Origin of the sequence: Mastigocoleus sp. MO_188.B34 (assembly GCF_030065675.1) — a bacterium.
Taxonomy (GTDB): domain Bacteria; phylum Cyanobacteriota; class Cyanobacteriia; order Cyanobacteriales; family Nostocaceae; genus Mastigocoleus.
Genome location: NZ_JASJDK010000150.1, coordinates 1 through 16,331 on the forward strand (window position 1 = coordinate 1; position 16,331 = coordinate 16,331).

Here is a 16,331-nt window from a genome sequence, read left to right on the forward strand (position 1 = left end):
TCGTTGCTCCTTTGGGAAAATCCGACTTGCCAATCACCTGAAATTCTAATCCTGCGGCTAGAACTTTTGCTTGAGCGTCTTCAATTCCTAATACGGTGACGCGATGACCACGGTGTTTGAGTTCGTAACCTAAAGTAGTCATAGGGTTAAGATGACCAGCAGCAGCAGGACAAATGATGCCAAAATGAGTCATAAGATTTTCGGGAGCACAAGAGATATGTGATTCAGTTTACAGCTATGGCGCAATTTAATCTGCTTAACCCTTTTCTAAGTGCGTTTCACATTCTACTCTAACTTTATTCGCTGTAAGACTCGATACCCCTCAAACGATCAAAATTCCTTACTTCGACCATTTAAGCCACGCGCCGAACATCACAGTCAACTTATACTCAATTCGAGTTATGAATCTCTGGGAACTTTGTTTTTCTGTGGTTTTACGGTATTCATCGTCAGTAAGAAGTAATGAGTAATGAGTAATGATTTTTAGACATCAAAAAAGAGTCTAATTTACAGATGCATACGTTTTCTTTCCGCTATACTTCCAACCCCAATCAATGTAGCAATATCCAATGAAATAGTCCCAGTTGAAATTTTTTTAACAGCCGCGAAATAGAATTTTTACTCACTCATTTAACTCTAGCTGAAAAAAGGGCGGATTACTTAAAATATCCTCCCTTTATCCGCTACGCTATATATTAGTGTTGCAGGCAGTAGAACGTAATGATATTTCCGCACAAACCAGTTAAAACTATTGAGTTACAAGTTGATGCAATTTACAAATATTTTGACACTAACGATGAATTGCATCTAATCATGTATGTACGCCCTGATACAGATAAGAAATATTTGATTTTTAAGAAAACAGATGGTAAAGAATTAAGATTATCAGCATCAATAATCCCAGAATTAAAACGAATTTAAAACGATTATTTACGGTAAAAATAACAGTATAAATAACAGTAAATATTTACTGCATATTTTCCAGTAGTTTTGTGGCTTCTTTAATCAAACCACGTATCAGCTTAGCTTTAGGCTGTCCGGTATACTCGCAGAGTTTTTCAAGCTCATCGTATGTTTCTGGGTCTAAGTCAACGGTGATACGAGTAGTTTTAGCTGTTGACTTCTTGAGATTATTAAGTAAATTATTTTCCGGATGAGATTGCTGTTTTGAACGAGTGGAAGTCTTTTTGGTTTTGGTCTTTTTCTTTTCCAGTTCTGGGACGTCAAATGCACTCACTAAATCTGTTAAAGAGCGGCGAGATTGTTTTTTATTCATTTGTCCATCCTCAAAATTTCTCGAAATAATTTATCGTAATCTTGTGCGGCATCCTTAACACCTTTCATTTGCCACACAGTAGAACCTTGGAGAAAGGAATCGGCAATCATTTGTTTTTGATAAATTACTTGTTTAAAAATATTTATTCCTTCTATTTCTGTTAATAATTGCTGGGATTCTTTGAGAAGTTTTGTGTTTTTGATTGCTCGATTAATAAATATTCCTGCACTTGGTAATCCTTTACGGGCTTTTTGAATTTGTTTGACCATTCTCACAGCAGATGCAGCTGACATCATATCTAAGCCAGAAGGGGTTACAGGAATTACTGCAAGAGAAGCAGTAAGTAAAGTACACCTTGTGGCATCTCCAAGATTTCCAGCATTATCAATAACCAAGTAATTTACATCTTGTTCCAACTCAGGTACTTGGTCGGCAAGTTCGTCTGGGTCAGTAATATGATATACAGGTATTTTCAGTTGCATGACCTCCAACCAATTAGAAGTACTGCTTTGACCATCTGCATCTATAACCGCGACATTCTTCTTTTTTATTTGTGATAGCCAGTAAATGAAATGTACGCAGGTAGTGGATTTGCCTACGCCTCCCTTGAGATTACAAAAACATATGGTGCTCATTACTGCTAAAATATACTGTAAATATTACTGCATTTTAATACTGCTTTTTCTCATAATAATGATTTGTAGCGACGTTTCCTATAAAAATTGGGCAGGCTTTTATTAGATTCTTCTTTTACCCACGAGTTGACTATATGGGCTTTAAGCCTGCCCAATTTTTTAAGGGGGTTTTGTAATTCTTTGTACAAATCGTTGCATTATTTTTAATAAATTAAGTTGATGTACTTAATGCTGGTCTTAATCGGGCAAGTTTTTCTTGCTTTGGTATGAAATAGGTCAATTAAGAATGCTTAAACGCTTTACAAATACTCTTTCTAAAAATGGGGCAGGCTTTTATTAGATTCTTCTTTTATCCACGAGTTGACTATATGGGCTTTAAGCCTGCCCCATTTTTATAGGAAACGTCGTTACGATAAAAGTATTGTGGCGTATAGAACTGCTTCTATACCAATAACGGAAGCTATTAAGCGTTTCCTTAAAACTTAACGGTAACGCAGTTGCTTGTCTTAAAATTATTCAAAATAATGGAACAACGCATATTAGGGATAGATCCGGGTTTAGCAATTTTAGGATTTGGTGTCATTGATTGCGATACAGATAGCTTACGGCGGCTCCGAAAGGGGTATCCAGCTGAAAGTAATAATAACCCAGTACAATTAGTTGAATTTGGTGTAATTCGCACACCAGCAAAAACAGAGATAGGTAAAAGATTATGCACCTTGCATGATGATTTACATACTCTGATAGAGCAATGGAAACCAGACTTGGTTGCAATAGAAAAATTTTTTTTCTACCGGATGTCAAGTACTATTTTGGTTGCTCAAGCTAGAGGAGTTATCATGCTAGCTTTAGCTCAAAAATCTATCGATACTGTAGAATTTGCTCCATCTCAAATCAAGTTAGCTTTAACTGGCCGTGGTAATGCGAAAAAATATGAAGTTCAAGAAGCGGTAGCCGAGGAGCTAGATTTAGAACACATCCCTCGACCAGATGATGCTGCTGATGCATTGGCGATCGCATTAACCGCGTGGTTTGAACTCTAATTGAGGAGGTATGTATTTTTATAGTTTATTCTTATTTGCAGCAAAAATTTGCAGTATTTTTATTCAGTATTTTTATACGGCATAGCACCGAGATGCAGTAAAAAAGGTGTATAAGTGGTATTTATAGAAATCACCAAAAGGCTTATGATGCCGTGGCTTGAGTTATAAGAAATTTTGAAGTGCAGTATAAATTGAAGCGTAATTCACGAAACAACAAGGGTATAAGGGTTTGATTCCACTTTTTGGGTAGAACGTGGAAACCCAATTTGGCATTGAGCCAATCCCAAAAAATTGTGTTACTCAAACTCAATTTCATCAAACATCCTCGTCTCATTACCCCAGCTATCCCAACCTTCTCTGGATTGTCGCGCAAACATCTCTAGCTTAGTCATGCCAGCACAAAGGGTCTCTACTAAATTATAAAATTCATCTGGCTTGCGGTTATATTCACGACATGACGCTCTTAAAATTGTTGACTGGTTGATCAAAGTTTTTGTATTGGAGAAAGCCTTTATCTTGCCTTTAGTCGCTAAAATGCAGTGTTCGGTAACATTCCGCAACCAATTCCCAGTTCCTATATGAGGAGTACCTTTTTTAGTAATCTTTTCCCAAGTCAGAACAGTCTTCAATTCAAACTCCCACTCCTGAATGCACTGTGCCGCTTCAATTAAATGATTGTTGGTGAACCACAGCCAAAGAACGCAACCAGTGTGGATGCTCAATTCAGGTATTGGTAGTTTTTTTATCTCAATAAGTTTCATTGGTTTGTAGGGAATGGGGTTTAATTGGGTATTATCCCCGGTTCGCAACTTATAAAACCAAGGTGGATCCAATACTATGCACTGGTATGCCTTTTCTGGCAGTGGTACTTCTCCAACATCAAGCAGACCTTCAAGTTTCGCCAGACGAGTTAAATAAGCTTGCTTCTTTACTGATTCGATTCGTAGGCGTGATATTTGGGCAACTGCATTTTCATAGGTGCCAAGATATTTTATGATTTCATGTCTTGGACTTCCGTCAATTCGCACACTTTTAACCAAGTAATAATAATTGCATCTTTGGGTTTTCTTTTTAGCGATAAATGGCATTTTTAAATGTAGTTCTAATTATTTAAAATTTTTTAGAACTACAAAATATCAAAAACAGTTATGAAAAGGAAGTGGCGTCAAGCCGAGAACCTTGAAAAATTTGCCTTCCGGGCTTCAAAAGCATTGATTGTTCGTTACAAATAAAGGCGTTGATGACTACGATGTAGCAAACTTTTAAATGCATACATCACAAGGATTTTCAGACTAGATCGCCGAAATTAATACGCATTAAAAATTAGTTAAAAAATATACTTACGAATTCAGGATTGCACAAAAGAAAATTGATAGGAGATTTGAGTAACTTTTATGAAACCCTACAAAGTGGATGTTTAAATCCCATATAGTTTACTTTTGGGTATATAAAAAAGAATTATTAGAAAACACAAGGGATGTAAGGATAACCTACTTCCCGGTAGCTTCCGTTGACCGTTTGGTAGATAGGAATTGATTAATTCTGGTAGCTCCATCTGTTTCATCACCTGCAGCAACAAAACAATATCATCAATTCTTTCTGAGATAATTTGGTAATTCTGTTTCTTGTCCATACACCAGAATTACCATTTTTTGGTCTCCGTTAATTCTGAGTACTTTTACTCATCTCTTCATGCGCGAACGGTGAGTTATTAAATCAAATACTTGTTATAGCAATCTTTGGCTATTGCGTATATTTTTTTGCCAAATGTTTATACATATGATTTTCGGCAATCTGGTCTGATAATCCTTATGATGTATGCATTTGAAAGTTTGCTACATCATGGTCATCAACACCTTTATTTGTAATGATAAATCAATGCTTTTGAAATCCAGAATGTAGCTTTTACAAGGTTCTTGGCCCAATGCCAAGTTAATATTCATGTAATTTATCTCTAAATATACTTTCTGAATCACATTTAACATCCACCCTACAAAGTGGATGTTTGACTCTATATTTCACAAACATAAGCATCAAAATACTACAACTTACCATAACTTATGCCAGTTCAAAATTTTGAGGAGCAAAATTTAGTAGATAACGATTTTAGTTTTCAAGACCTGAATGATTCTAGTTTTTTCAAGACTAGGCTAGAAAACATTTTATTTGTAAATACCCTTGTGCAAAGAACTAACTTTGGCGAAGCTGTCTTAATTAATGTGAATGCATCCGGTGCCGACTTCAGTGGTGCCAACCTCAGTCTTGCTAACCTCAGTGGTGTCAACCTCAGTCTTGCCAACCTCAGTGGTGCCAATCTCAGTCTTGCTGACCTCAGTGGTGCCAATCTCAGTCTTGCTGACCTCAGTGGTGTCAACCTCAGTCTTGCCAACCTCAGTCTTGCTGACCTTAGTCTTGCTGACCTCAGTCTTGCTGACCTCAGTCTTGCTGATCTCAGTCTTGCTGACCTTAGTCTTGCTGACCTCAGTGGTGCCAACCTCGGTCTTGCTGACCTCAGTGGTGCCAACTTCAGTGATGCCAACCTCAGTGATGCCAATGTCGAAAATGCCAGATTTGGAAATAACCAAGGAATTTTTTCAGAAATTAAGCTTGATTTAATTCGACGCGGAGCAATTTTTAAGGGTTCAATAAAATATAGACAAAACTGCCCAGCCTTTGTTAGTTGATCTGTTTTAGGTTAAGTTGTAATCGTTTTGTTGGAAGGCTGGGCAATATCTAAGGGACAGTTCTACACCCAAAATTACCCTGTATTTCCACACTTATTTGGCCATGGAAGACGCGCGGTTCGCGTAGCGCGTGGAGCGCGTACCCTATTGATTTTATCTTCCCAATAACGTTATTGGAAACATTTAGATAGTGGTATTTATGCCAATATCAGACCATATTAAGTCACAAAAAATACCTAAAATCCTAATAATTGACTGATAATATGAGTACATTATTTGAACGGCTTGGTGGCAAGCCTGCAGTCGAAGCTGTTGTAGACAAGTTCTACATTCGAGTTATGGAAGATAGTCGAATAAACCATTTTTTCGCTGGAATTGATATGAAAAAACAGCGGGAACATCAGACAGCTTTTTTAATATTTGCATTTGGTGGTAGTGCCTATCATAGAGGTCTTTCATTGCGGACAGCCCATCAAAACTTAGTTGAACAATTTGGTGGATTGAGAGACGAGCATTTTGATGCAGTATTTGAACACTTGGTATCAACACTTCAAGAGTTAAGTGTAGCCGATAATTTAATCAGAGAAGCAGGTGAAAACATAGAATTATTTAGACGTTATATACTTAACAAGTGATTTTAATTAATACTAACCATTTATATAGTTCGGTAACGACTACTATCAAACTACTTAAGAGATAAATAGTAATAATTAATACTTATTTTTATATATTTGTTTTCGCGGCAGATGCCGCGATTAACACCTTAATTATAAGAACAAAGAGCGATTTGCGCTGCCAGGTACGTAACACACACCTTGACAAAAATGTGACTAAATAACATTTTTGAGAAATACTTGACCAGATTCAAGCACATTTACTCAATTTGAGGATCCAAGCAACCCGGAAGATTGGGCGACCTTTCTCGGAGTGCTGCGCGGGAATTTTTTGTAGTATTCAGGCGCAAATCATTTTTGTGCGCAGAAGAATGAGTTAATTTATTTTTTTTTGAGTGAATGAATGAGCAGCGCTGACAAAAATTATTTAGTGGAGCGAGTGCAGCGAGCGCAACGGCGGCTGAATACTTTTAGAGTTTCTAAAAGTCAACAAAACTTTTTGATAAGTACATAGGTGTACTTATTACAATGAAAGACCTCTACTTCTTTTGAGTTGCTGTTCTTCTTCTTCTTCTTCTTCTGCTTTTTCTCGTTCCACTTCCTTTACTATCTCTGACAATCCCTCAAAATTTTCTTTGTCTTCTTCTTCGATATTAAACACTGGTTCTTGTGAGTCATCTAAAGATAAGTCAGCAACTAATTCTCCATTAGGTCTGGTAACTTTTAGTTGATTTTCAACACGCTCAAAGCCATAAATATCAGTTTCAATAAAATTTGGTTGTCCTAAGCAGTCCCAAGTTTCTTTTAGAATTGAGGCGAATCTTTCTGCTTGCTTTCTTTGGGATATTCTTAATCCCTTCAACATTTTTTCAAATGTTTCTTTGTCTCCTTCCTTGATATTAGACACTGGTGAGTGCGACCCATCCAAGGGTAAATCAATAACCACTTCACCAGATTTTCTAGTGAATTTCAGTCTGTCTTCGTAATTCTCAAAACAGTAATTTTTTGTTTCACGAAATTTTGGTCGTCCTATGTACTCCCAAGCTTCTTTTAGAATCAAGGCGAATCTTGCTACTTCCCTTTGATTTAGCTGTTGTTGAGTATTTTGTTGAATTATACCATTTGGGACTATTTTATCTAACTCACTTGCCTCAATTTTTTTTGCAGTTCGAGCATACTGCATCATATTTATTATTAATACTTTATCAGTTTTGGGGTTGTATTTTATCGATTCATATTTCTGTAATCCTGGGAAGGTATAACCCTTACCCAACTTCGTTCCAGAGAAAGCTATTCCACTCATTCCATAGCTAATTCCTTTCGGCTTCCCAGTGCGTGTAAATTCACATCTAACTGAAACATTTTCAAGCAAAAGTTTTTTCATAAACTCTGGCATTGAATCAGAAGATTTTATTGCTTCATTAATAGTTGTTTGTAATTGTTTTTTGACTGGAAGTTCCGGTGGAGAATCACGCTTACCCATCTCATATTCTGCTTGTTCTCGCTCCATCCGTCTTAACTGCCCAGTACTCAAATTACGTTCTTTTTTCTCCCGGCTAGATACTGTTTGTTCTAAACCATATTCTTGTTCTAGTTGGCGAATGATTTGTTCTGAGCGAATATACTCCCAACTATCCCTAGTAACCTTGCCGTCATCTAAACTAATTCTGCTGGCACAAATATGTATATGTTCATGGTCGCGATCGCTGTGGCGATAGATGGCATATTGGTTCGCTGTGTAACCCATTGCTTCCATATACTTGTCAGCCAGTTCGCACCAAGTATCATTATCTAAATGTTCACCACCTGCCAGTGAGAGAGAAACATGGTGAACTACTTTCTCTGCTGAAGGGTTAAGTTGTCGAGATATCCGAAATTCTTTTGCTAGTTCTCTGGCATTTCTGCCAAACATATTACCGCCAATTAAGCATGAATTATCTTTGCTCTCAAGGTAGTCAAGCAGTCCGCGAAAACTTTTACCTTTACTTTGGTTGCCAATCATTCTGTTTCCCAGTTAATCGTAGTCATCTTCATCAATATCCTCATCACCAATCTGGGAAAGTTTAAGACCAATTTTTTGTAATAGCTTTCGCAGTTCTTCTATTTCTCCTGAATCTGCGGGTGGTTGCAATCCCATTTTGATTGCTGTGTTTGTCGCTCTGGTGAGTTGATTAATATTGTTGCCGATGCGAGCTAACTCTCTATAAGTTGTCAAAGTTATTTTACTCATTCGTCGCGGTAGTGGCTTCAACAAAACACAGCGTCTTGTGAATTCAGCTATCGATAGTCCCGCATCAAGTGCTTTTTGTTTAATCATCTCGTCTTCGATCGCGTTGACACGAGCTTCTAATTTTTTAGTTCTAAGCAAGTTCTTTGACAACTTTCGGGGCATAAATCAACACAGTGAGGTTAAGAAAATCGATCTGTTAATAAAAACGGGAGTTATCGAGGAGCAAGAAACTGACTAAACTTACACGAAATGTATTGGCAGACAAGGGGGAATCGTAACGAGGGATAGGGGTTTCCAAAGGGGGAGCCCCTTTGGCAAGCGCTGGTCGAGCGAAGCGAGAGTTGCCGCAGGCAACAAGCACGGCTTGCTCCTCACCCCCCTCTCCCCACAAACGCAATATACTGCTGCTTCCCAAAACCGAGGAATAACGAGAAGAATTTTGGCACGCCAGAGAAAAAATACAAAACAAAAAAATATAAATTAAAACAGAATTATCATATAACGAGAAAATGCATTATTTTTATCTATAAAAAGAAAGATTTATAGAGCGAATATTTTTTAGATAAATTTTAAATTAAATCTGTTAAATAAATAAATTATTTAACTAATTTGATTTTTGATTCTATGAGATTAATAGTATTCGTTTAAATTGAGTTAAAAATTAAGACAAATTAAATCAAAAATATGATTGAAATTTATGAACAAACAACAACGAATATCTAAACCCAAAATATCTAAAGCGATTGATGTTTTAAAAGAATTAGATAAAAAAGAATTAGATGATGTTAATGCACGTAAAGCTATTAAAAATATGTACCGCCAAATTCAACATGTTTTAAAACTGGGATATACTTATTCAGAAGTTTCCGAAACTTTAGCTGGTTTAGACATTAATATCAGTTCTCAACGCATTAAGTATTTTTTGGCTGATATTCGTAACTCAAAAAATCAAAAATCTCAATCTAAAAATAAAGTTGATAATAAGTCTACAGAAGACGACTGTTAATTCAAGTTCAGAACAAGATAATAATTCAATTACTGATACTGTCAAACCTGCTCAAAATAGACAATCTAATCAGATACTTGCAAATGCAGAAACTTAACGAGTAAAACCCTTACTCTTATCCAAACAATAAAAATACTTTTTAAACCATTATAATAACTAATATTTATAGATGTCTACAAAAACTTCAACAAATAAAACTACCTCTTTTATCACTAGAAAACTAATAATAATAACAATATATATAATTAAATAAATAAATGGTCGTTAACTATAGTTAAAATTTATAAAAAACACGAAAAAAAGAATAGCAAATTTTAGGTATTTATCATCTAAAATATTTATTAATATTCATTTATTAATGCCGATAACTATGCTACTAAACGAGGGGGAATTTTATCATGCTTATAGTAGAATAATTTAGAAAATGAATCTTGGTTTATCTGGTCAAAAACGTGAAGAGTTACAATATGCTTTACTTGATGCTTTTCCTAGTAAAGCTTCACTTAAAAAAATGCTAAATTTTGAGTTAAATAAAAACCTAGATGAAATCACTACAGATCCTAACTTAAAAGGCATTATATTTAATTTAATAAAAACAGCTGATTCTCAGAACTGGATTGAAGATTTAATTAATGCTGCACTAAATAGAAATCCTGGAAATTCCAAACTAAAAGCTATTGCTGAAGCGACAAAACTAAATCAAGCTAGTGTAAACTCATCCAATAAACCAAAAGACAGAAGTGGACACTCAAATACTAAACAGGTAAATCATTTAGTTATTAAACTACATGGCATTAGTTATGACGAATTTCTTAGTGACAAGGAAATACACTCAGCTGTGTCATTACTTTTCCAAAAAGTTGATTGTGATCCAAGTTTAAATATTGAGAAAGTAGAAGATAGTAGCATAAAAATAACCCATTGTGGCACTCCAGAAGGTCTTCAAAAACTAGCAGATTTAATTCAGTCAGGAGATAATTGTGAACTAAAAGAACTTGAAGAATTAGGTATTTATATTGAAGATGCAAAGCTGATACTTGAATCTGCTCAAGAAGAAAACAAATCAGCTACTAAAACCTTCTCACCGAAAAATATAAATATCCGTCAAAACCCAATTACTACCAAACAAGTTTTTGCAAACCTAATTCGTGGCAATTTAGTTGGAGCTTTTCGGATTTTTAGAAATCTCAGTCGCGCCAACCTCAGTCGTGCTGACCTCAGTGGTGCTGACCTCAGTCGTGCTGACCTCAGTCGTGCCAGACTCAGTCGTGCCAACCTCAGTCGTGCTGACCTCAGTGGTGCTGACCTCAGTCGTGCCAGACTCAGTCGTGCCAGACTCAGTCGTGCCGACCTCAGTCGTGTTGACCTCAGTAGTGCCAAACTCAGTCGTGCCAGACTCCGTCATACTGACCTCAGTGGTGCTGACCTCAGTCGTGCTGACCTCAGTAGTGCCAAACTCAGTCGTGCCAACCTCAGTAGTGCCGACCTTAGTTTTGCCGACCTTAGTTTTGCCAACCTTAGTGGTGCCGACCTCATAGGTGCCGACCTTATAGGTGCCGACCTTATAGGTGCCGACCTTATAGGTGCCAACGTCAAAAACACCAGATTTGCAAATAACCCAGGAATTTCTGAAAAACTTAAGCTTGATCTAATTCGACGCGGAGCAATTTTTGAAGATACCCCCCCAGGCGATACTCCCTGATCGCTCGCTTCGTTCTGGTTCCCCATTAAGAATAGCAATCCTCTCGTAGGAGGGGGCAGGGGGCTAGGAGCAGGGGTTTCCAAGGGGGAATGGCAAAGGTTGGATATTTTATTTATTGGAAGTGCCAAAAGCCTTTTTTTGTGACATAATTAGTATAAATAAGCAATTTATGATTTATAAATCTGCGTAACAATACGCAGATTTATTTTTTTGAGAACTCCAATAATTCCTTTTTCCATAACCAGCTAAACATTCCGGAACATAAGTGATTATTTTAAAAAATTTCAGTATATTACCGTACTAGTACACCGCAACATAATTGAAGAAGGCAGTGCCGATGAAAAATAATTTGCACCACCAATTACCGGGCGTAAAATTTTTCTGTCCCCCTGCTCCCCACCCCCTGCTATAAGAGGATTAGAAGCCGGTTAGACACGAAATTCCTAGAACGTGTAGTTAAAAGCATTACGCTTCTTTCTTCTGTTTGGGTTTTGGTTTCTGGGCAGATTTCCCGGTGTTACCATTCTTTTTAGAATAAATTTTCTTTGATGTGCCTTTTTTGGAACCGCGCACTTTTTTGTCCTTACTAGGTTTCTGCTCCGGTTTCTTAACCTTTATGTACTTTGGATGTTCCGGCGACGGTGGTGCTACCAACGACTCAAAACCAAACACTCCTTTCTCTGGCAGAAAACGCGCCTTTAATTGAACAAAGAATCTTGGTTGCTGTTCATCTTTTTCTAGTCGCGGGTTAAATCTAAACGGTTGAACTGGCGCATCACGCCAAACCAGCGGGATATGAGTCGCCTTGAAATATCTTTTCTGCCGATCGCTATCCAAAGATTTAAAGAACTCATACTGCTCGGAATCAAAATTACGCGCCACCGTTAAAATCGGAAATTTATTACAAGGGATGAATTGCCACCACCCGGAAAGTTTAAATTCATTCACAGCAAGTTCAGTCATTAGTTCGCCAGTTCCAAACCCTACTAACTGAAAACGCATTGTTGGCTGCTTATTGCGGTCTGGTAAATGTAGTGGACGTGGATGCACAATTAGTTTTTGATGTGCGCCAAACCTTTTTACCTGGATTTGTAGCGCTCTCCATGCTTTTTTGTATTTGGGCGAATAGAACAGTTGATATTCCTTGTCCCCAACTTTGATAAAATTCTTCTCCCCAAAGCTGACTTCTCCCTCAATCACTCCAATTGCTTTAAATACAGTTGTGTCCCCATCGTCACAGTCAGTGGCAGTGTTCTCAGACTGCGGTGAGGTATCCTGCACAGGCACGGTGCCCGATAGCGACATATTTTCTTCTGGAGTACCCGAATTCTCAGTATTGTCCAAATCCTGGACAACTGTATTGTTGTCATTGGCAGTGACAACTTCTGTTTTCGGTTTGATTTCTAGCAATTCTGACATCTGATTATCCCTGATAATTTTTGTGCACCATTAGAATTACAAGATGCTTAATACGATAAATTTTCCCGAATTTCTTATTGGACTACCAGAAGCTACTTAAAGTTTTCTAACAATCCAGTCCCGCAGACCACCCGCTATGAAAACAGTTCTTTCTTCCTTAGTCTTATAGTCCCAATAAACAACGTCACAACCAGCAAATATCCCATGCTCCACTATTGGTAACTCACCAGCTTGCTGCACAACTCCCCTTACTTCCCATCCATTCTCTGCATGGTCAGCGGTGGGATAAAACTTGATGCGTGAACCTTGCTCTAAAGTGCTGGCAATATGAGGCTCAGTTACATGGTTACATGAAGTCTCCCCCTGGTTACATGAAGTTGATTTCGTTTCATGTAACCGCTCTTCAAACGCTGTATCTTTCTCTGTACAAGGGTTACATGATTCCTCTCGTGGAGCGGTTACATGGTTACATGGAGAACTCCCTAAAATATTTTTTTGTATAACATCATTGTTTTTGTTTTCTGGGGGAGAATCATCATTCAAGACCAAATCATTATTTTTTTTGCTGAGGTCAACTTTTGGTACCTCTTCATGTAACCATGTAACCAATGGCTGTGATTCTGTCTGCAAAGGCGTTTCAGCGGTTACATGAAGTTCCTGCTGTTTCATGTAACCGTCGGATTTTTCATGTAACCATGTAACCGGATTATTTTTAAAATCTTCAAAAGCTTCTAACCCACCTTCCACTAAATTGCGGGATGCAAGATTGCCAGCTCCATCAAAAAGGTCTGGGTGGAGTTCAAGGTCAACCCATTGTGTTGGGCGTCTTTTAGCTTTACCGTTAACTTTCTCCACCTTGCCCTCTCTCTTGTGGTTGCGAATGTTGGTTCCTAAGTCACGGCGAAAAGTTCCAAGAGACTTGGGTTTATGGCTACTGAAGGCGCAGTAAGCCTTGTAAGCCTCATAAATTTCAGCATCCGTTAAAGGCTTAGCGTCAGGCTTAGGCATAAGGCAACTGTCAATGAAAGATTTAGTGCTGTCTGCAAAAGTAGCTTGCTCCCGTTTTAGATTTGCGATCGCCTCCATTTTGCAAGCACTTTTTAGCAGGGCGTCGCGACGTTCCACATCCATGCTTAACGCCCAGGAAATCACCTGGGGCTTAACGGATTGCAGTCTGCTGCCCAAAGTTAAATCCATCTCACCTTCTCGGGGTTTGGTTTCCACGGGAATACAGCGCCTGTCCCAGCCATCCCCAGAATTCTCGATGGACAGCCATTGGGTAGAAGCTAGAGCAAATCTTACGTTCCAGGTTTTTTGGTATCCTTCCGTTTGATACAAAGCCCGACCACCCAATGAGCCGTTATCAACTAGCTCATAAAAATTGGTCATTTTACCTTGGAAATTCTTTGCATCTGGGCAGACACAAAGTCTTACCCCAGTCAGGTGTTGGTGTAGTGCTTCTGCTGTTTGTAAAAGAGAAAAGTGGGATATTGAACGGGTAGTATTCTTCTGGAAGCAGCTAGTTAAAAACCTGATAAAAGTTCCTTTACCCGTGCCGCTCTCACCTTTGATATGAACAAAGTAACCGTATGGCGCAGCCGGATCTAAATACATTGATAAAATAGCCCGGATTAGTTCCAAGTATTCTGCACCAAAGGTTTGATAGATGAAACCTGCAAAAATCTCAGGGCAATCACTTTGAGGGGTATAATCGGCATCAATTCCCCAAGTCAAATAATCAAGGGGGTTGTGTGGCTGTAGTTCCTTGGTCTTGATGTTATAAGTGCCATTGCGGAAGGCGATTAAATGGTCATTGGTGACTATGTCGGGAACCGCTAGGGATTCGGCACAAATATTAAACGTGCTTCTGCTGTTTCTGTGGGTAAAAAATTTCCGGATTTCGGTTATCTTGCCCTGGGCAGATTCTCTGAGTTCAAAGCATTTCCTCAATTCTTGTGAGATGAGTTTTGATACGCTTTCCCGTGTTTGATTTTCCCAATAACCCTTAAGGCTGTTAAATCTGTGATAAATGCCGTTAAAAGTGCGCCACTTTCCTTGTCCTTCCTCAAATGTGGCTTTGTAAACAGTATCTTCCACTGTGGTAGATACTTGGTATATAAACTTTTCTGTACGGTGCATGTCACCGTATTCCTCAAACCAAGCCTTAAAAGTTGGGGCAGATTCGACTAATTCTCTGTAGGCTTCAGCACCATATTGGACGATAAAGTCATCAATTCCCTTAGTTTCAGGAGGCAGCATTAACACGTAGGGAATTGCACCTCGCCCACGGAACAAACCACCCCAAGTAACTAAGGCGCGGTGGACATTTTTATTAGTGCGCCAGTCCCCATCAAAGAATAAATAGATTTTTCTACCCGGAGTAACAAACGGTTCTAGCCAGGGATGTATAACATCATGCTTACGGCATGTTGTGACCCCAGGAAGTGAGATTGCAGCATCGCCCTGAGAAAGCATTGCACCGGCTTTCTTTGCTCCTTCTCCCGCACCAAGAGGAATAGAAACATCCTGCTTCACTTTCTCCCAGTTACCTTCTCCCCAATCCAAAAACAATGGGTAAGCGCCGCTATCAGAAGGTCGTAAGTACTTACGGAACTTACCATTTTTATCAGGTAAAGTCTCATTGGGCTTGTATTCGGCGCTTAAGGTAGTTGGTTCCCAACCATCGGGATGCAAGCCGCGCACAACCCAACCAGGACAAAGTTCTTCTGGTTGTTTCCATTTGCGCGTTACATTCCGGTTCAATATCTGCTTGACTTCGTTTGGATCGTAAAGCGACGAAATATTTTTGCTGGTAATTTCCGGGCTAACACCTGAGCCTAAAGTCCATTCATCCCAGTGTTTTTGGTCGATTCCTTTGAATTCTGGGTTATTTACGTAATTTCCTAACTCAAACTGTGGTGCTAATGTACTGTTAGTCACAAGCTTTCTCCTTTTGTGGTGACAGAGAACGGTTGCGCCTAGTAGACAAAACAAATAGAAAACAAGTATTATTAGATTTATGGAGTCCAAGTTGGAAGAATTTAACTGGGACTACACAAAATTAATAAGAGTAAGTTTTTTAGTTAAGATGCTGTCTGGAGGTGCTCTAACACCGTTAATCTAGGCGCATTTTTTGTATTAAATGGGCAATAACACTCTAAATAAGAAGCAAAACGCTTGAAAACTTCTTGTCAAGCAAATTTTTTTGTGTATGTAAGGGCTTTTACATTTCTTAACTGGCTCTCATATTTAAAGGCATTAAGAAATAGAAGTAAGAAATGAAAAAACGAGTTGATGGAATTGGCTCCCTTATTTAATTCTGGGAGCCATTACTGCTCACCCCTCTTGCGAAGTGGAGGCTGTTGTTTGCTGCGAGGGGCAGTTTTGTTAAGTTTTATTACAATTTCCAAAAATCGTTCCATTGTTAAGTTGTGTAATGAAAATAGGGCTCAATCAGGGGTTTTTCTCGAAAAATCATGAGAATCTTGAAAAATCTTCCTTTTGGTAGAGATTTCTGTTGATTTCATGGAAGGTATTGGGAAGTTTAGCTCAGGCACTTGCGCTTTTAAAAGGTACCAGCCGCTCCCTTCCCAGATCTACGCCACACAAAGAATAATCCCAAAATACGGCTGGTACCTTTTAAAAGCGCAAGTGCCTGAGCTAAACTTCCCAATACCTTCCATGAAATCAACAGAAATCTCTACCAAAAGGAAGATTTTTCA

At 38.4% G+C, this 16,331-nt stretch carries 14 protein-coding genes and 6 pseudogenes; 9 read left to right on the plus strand and 11 right to left on the minus strand.

Going from position 1 to position 16,331, the window contains the following annotated elements; all coding sequences use genetic code 11:
* Positions 1-193: pseudogene (locus QNJ50_RS24960) on the minus strand (glycosyl transferase family 1); the annotation flags it as partial.
* 527 nt (positions 194-720) lie between these two features.
* On the opposite strand from QNJ50_RS24960, the gene QNJ50_RS24965 reads away from it, so the two are divergent.
* Positions 721-921, plus strand: a complete 201-nt coding sequence (locus tag QNJ50_RS24965; protein WP_300640994.1) for a hypothetical protein — start codon at positions 721-723, stop codon at positions 919-921.
* 46 nt (positions 922-967) lie between these two features.
* Here the strand turns inward: QNJ50_RS24965 and QNJ50_RS24970 are convergent, their stop codons facing one another.
* The gene (locus QNJ50_RS24970; protein WP_300640996.1) at positions 968-1,276 is read right to left on the minus strand and encodes a ribbon-helix-helix protein, CopG family; all 309 of its coding nucleotides are present in this window, start codon (positions 1,274-1,276) and stop codon (positions 968-970) included.
* A complete protein-coding gene (locus tag QNJ50_RS24975) occupies positions 1,273-1,911 on the minus strand; it encodes an AAA family ATPase (protein ID WP_300640998.1) in 639 nt (212 codons plus the stop codon). Before QNJ50_RS24975 ends, QNJ50_RS24970 begins: the two co-directional genes overlap by 4 nt.
* 524 nt (positions 1,912-2,435) lie before the next feature.
* Between QNJ50_RS24975 and ruvC the strand changes: the two genes are divergently transcribed.
* On the plus strand, positions 2,436-2,954 hold the full coding sequence (ruvC, locus tag QNJ50_RS24980; protein ID WP_300641000.1) for a crossover junction endodeoxyribonuclease RuvC: 519 nt from the start codon (positions 2,436-2,438) through the stop codon (positions 2,952-2,954).
* A gap of 296 nt (positions 2,955-3,250) precedes the next feature.
* On the opposite strand, the gene QNJ50_RS24985 is transcribed toward ruvC, so the two are convergent.
* Entirely contained in the window at positions 3,251-3,982 is a 732-nt protein-coding gene (locus QNJ50_RS24985) for an MT-A70 family methyltransferase (protein WP_300641002.1), read from the minus strand.
* Between the two features lie 389 nt (positions 3,983-4,371).
* Positions 4,372-4,587 (minus strand): hypothetical protein, encoded by a 216-nt coding sequence (locus tag QNJ50_RS24990; RefSeq protein ID WP_300641005.1) that lies wholly within the window; start codon positions 4,585-4,587, stop codon positions 4,372-4,374.
* A 427-nt stretch (positions 4,588-5,014) separates the two neighbouring features.
* On the opposite strand from QNJ50_RS24990, the pseudogene QNJ50_RS28635 reads away from it, so the two are divergent.
* Positions 5,015-5,398, plus strand: a pseudogene (locus QNJ50_RS28635) (pentapeptide repeat-containing protein); the annotation flags it as partial.
* Here the strand turns inward: QNJ50_RS28635 and QNJ50_RS28640 are convergent.
* A pseudogene (locus QNJ50_RS28640) lies at positions 5,380-5,448 on the minus strand (hypothetical protein); the annotation flags it as partial. The pseudogenes QNJ50_RS28635 and QNJ50_RS28640 overlap by 19 nt on opposite strands.
* On the opposite strand from QNJ50_RS28640, the pseudogene QNJ50_RS28645 reads away from it, so the two are divergent.
* Positions 5,426-5,638 (plus strand): annotated as a pseudogene (locus QNJ50_RS28645) (pentapeptide repeat-containing protein); the annotation flags it as partial. The pseudogenes QNJ50_RS28640 and QNJ50_RS28645 overlap by 23 nt on opposite strands.
* A gap of 263 nt (positions 5,639-5,901) precedes the next feature.
* A complete protein-coding gene (locus tag QNJ50_RS25000) occupies positions 5,902-6,273 on the plus strand; it encodes a group 1 truncated hemoglobin (protein WP_300641009.1) in 372 nt (123 codons plus the stop codon).
* Positions 6,274-6,775: 502 nt separating this feature from the next.
* Here the strand turns inward: QNJ50_RS25000 and QNJ50_RS25005 are convergent.
* Together QNJ50_RS25005 and QNJ50_RS25010 are read right to left on the minus strand one after the other, a co-directional pair.
* Positions 6,776-8,254 carry a relaxase/mobilization nuclease domain-containing protein gene (locus tag QNJ50_RS25005; protein WP_300641011.1) on the minus strand — a complete coding sequence of 493 codons (1,479 nt, stop codon included), beginning with the start codon at positions 8,252-8,254 and terminating at the stop codon, positions 6,776-6,778.
* Positions 8,255-8,266: 12 nt separating this feature from the next.
* Entirely contained in the window at positions 8,267-8,644 is a 378-nt protein-coding gene (locus tag QNJ50_RS25010) for a MobC family plasmid mobilization relaxosome protein (protein ID WP_300641013.1), read from the minus strand.
* Between the two features lie 535 nt (positions 8,645-9,179).
* On the opposite strand from QNJ50_RS25010, the gene QNJ50_RS25015 reads away from it, so the two are divergent.
* The gene (locus tag QNJ50_RS25015; RefSeq protein ID WP_300641015.1) at positions 9,180-9,488 is read left to right on the plus strand and encodes a hypothetical protein; all 309 of its coding nucleotides are present in this window, start codon (positions 9,180-9,182) and stop codon (positions 9,486-9,488) included.
* 424 nt (positions 9,489-9,912) lie between these two features.
* Positions 9,913-10,164: pseudogene (locus QNJ50_RS28650) on the plus strand (effector-associated domain EAD1-containing protein); the annotation flags it as partial.
* A gap of 428 nt (positions 10,165-10,592) precedes the next feature.
* Here the strand turns inward: QNJ50_RS28650 and QNJ50_RS28655 are convergent.
* Positions 10,593-10,763: a hypothetical protein gene (locus tag QNJ50_RS28655; protein WP_366914330.1), complete on the minus strand. Its 171-nt coding sequence runs from the start codon at positions 10,761-10,763 to the stop codon at positions 10,593-10,595.
* On the opposite strand from QNJ50_RS28655, the pseudogene QNJ50_RS28660 reads away from it, so the two are divergent.
* Positions 10,684-11,190: pseudogene (locus QNJ50_RS28660) on the plus strand (pentapeptide repeat-containing protein); the annotation flags it as partial. The gene QNJ50_RS28655 and the pseudogene QNJ50_RS28660 sit on opposite strands and share 80 nt — an antisense overlap.
* A 465-nt stretch (positions 11,191-11,655) precedes the next feature.
* Here QNJ50_RS28660 and QNJ50_RS25025 read toward each other — a convergent pair.
* Together QNJ50_RS25025 and QNJ50_RS25030 are read right to left on the minus strand one after the other, a co-directional pair.
* Entirely contained in the window at positions 11,656-12,609 is a 954-nt protein-coding gene (locus tag QNJ50_RS25025; protein WP_300641019.1) for a hypothetical protein, read from the minus strand.
* Positions 12,610-12,705: 96 nt separating this feature from the next.
* The gene (locus QNJ50_RS25030) at positions 12,706-15,549 is read right to left on the minus strand and encodes a DUF3854 domain-containing protein (protein ID WP_300641020.1); all 2,844 of its coding nucleotides are present in this window, start codon (positions 15,547-15,549) and stop codon (positions 12,706-12,708) included.
* Positions 15,550-16,134: 585 nt separating this feature from the next.
* Between QNJ50_RS25030 and QNJ50_RS25035 the strand changes: the two genes are divergently transcribed.
* A partial coding sequence (locus QNJ50_RS25035; RefSeq protein WP_300641021.1) for a hypothetical protein occupies positions 16,135-16,331 on the plus strand: 197 nt, incomplete at its 3' end.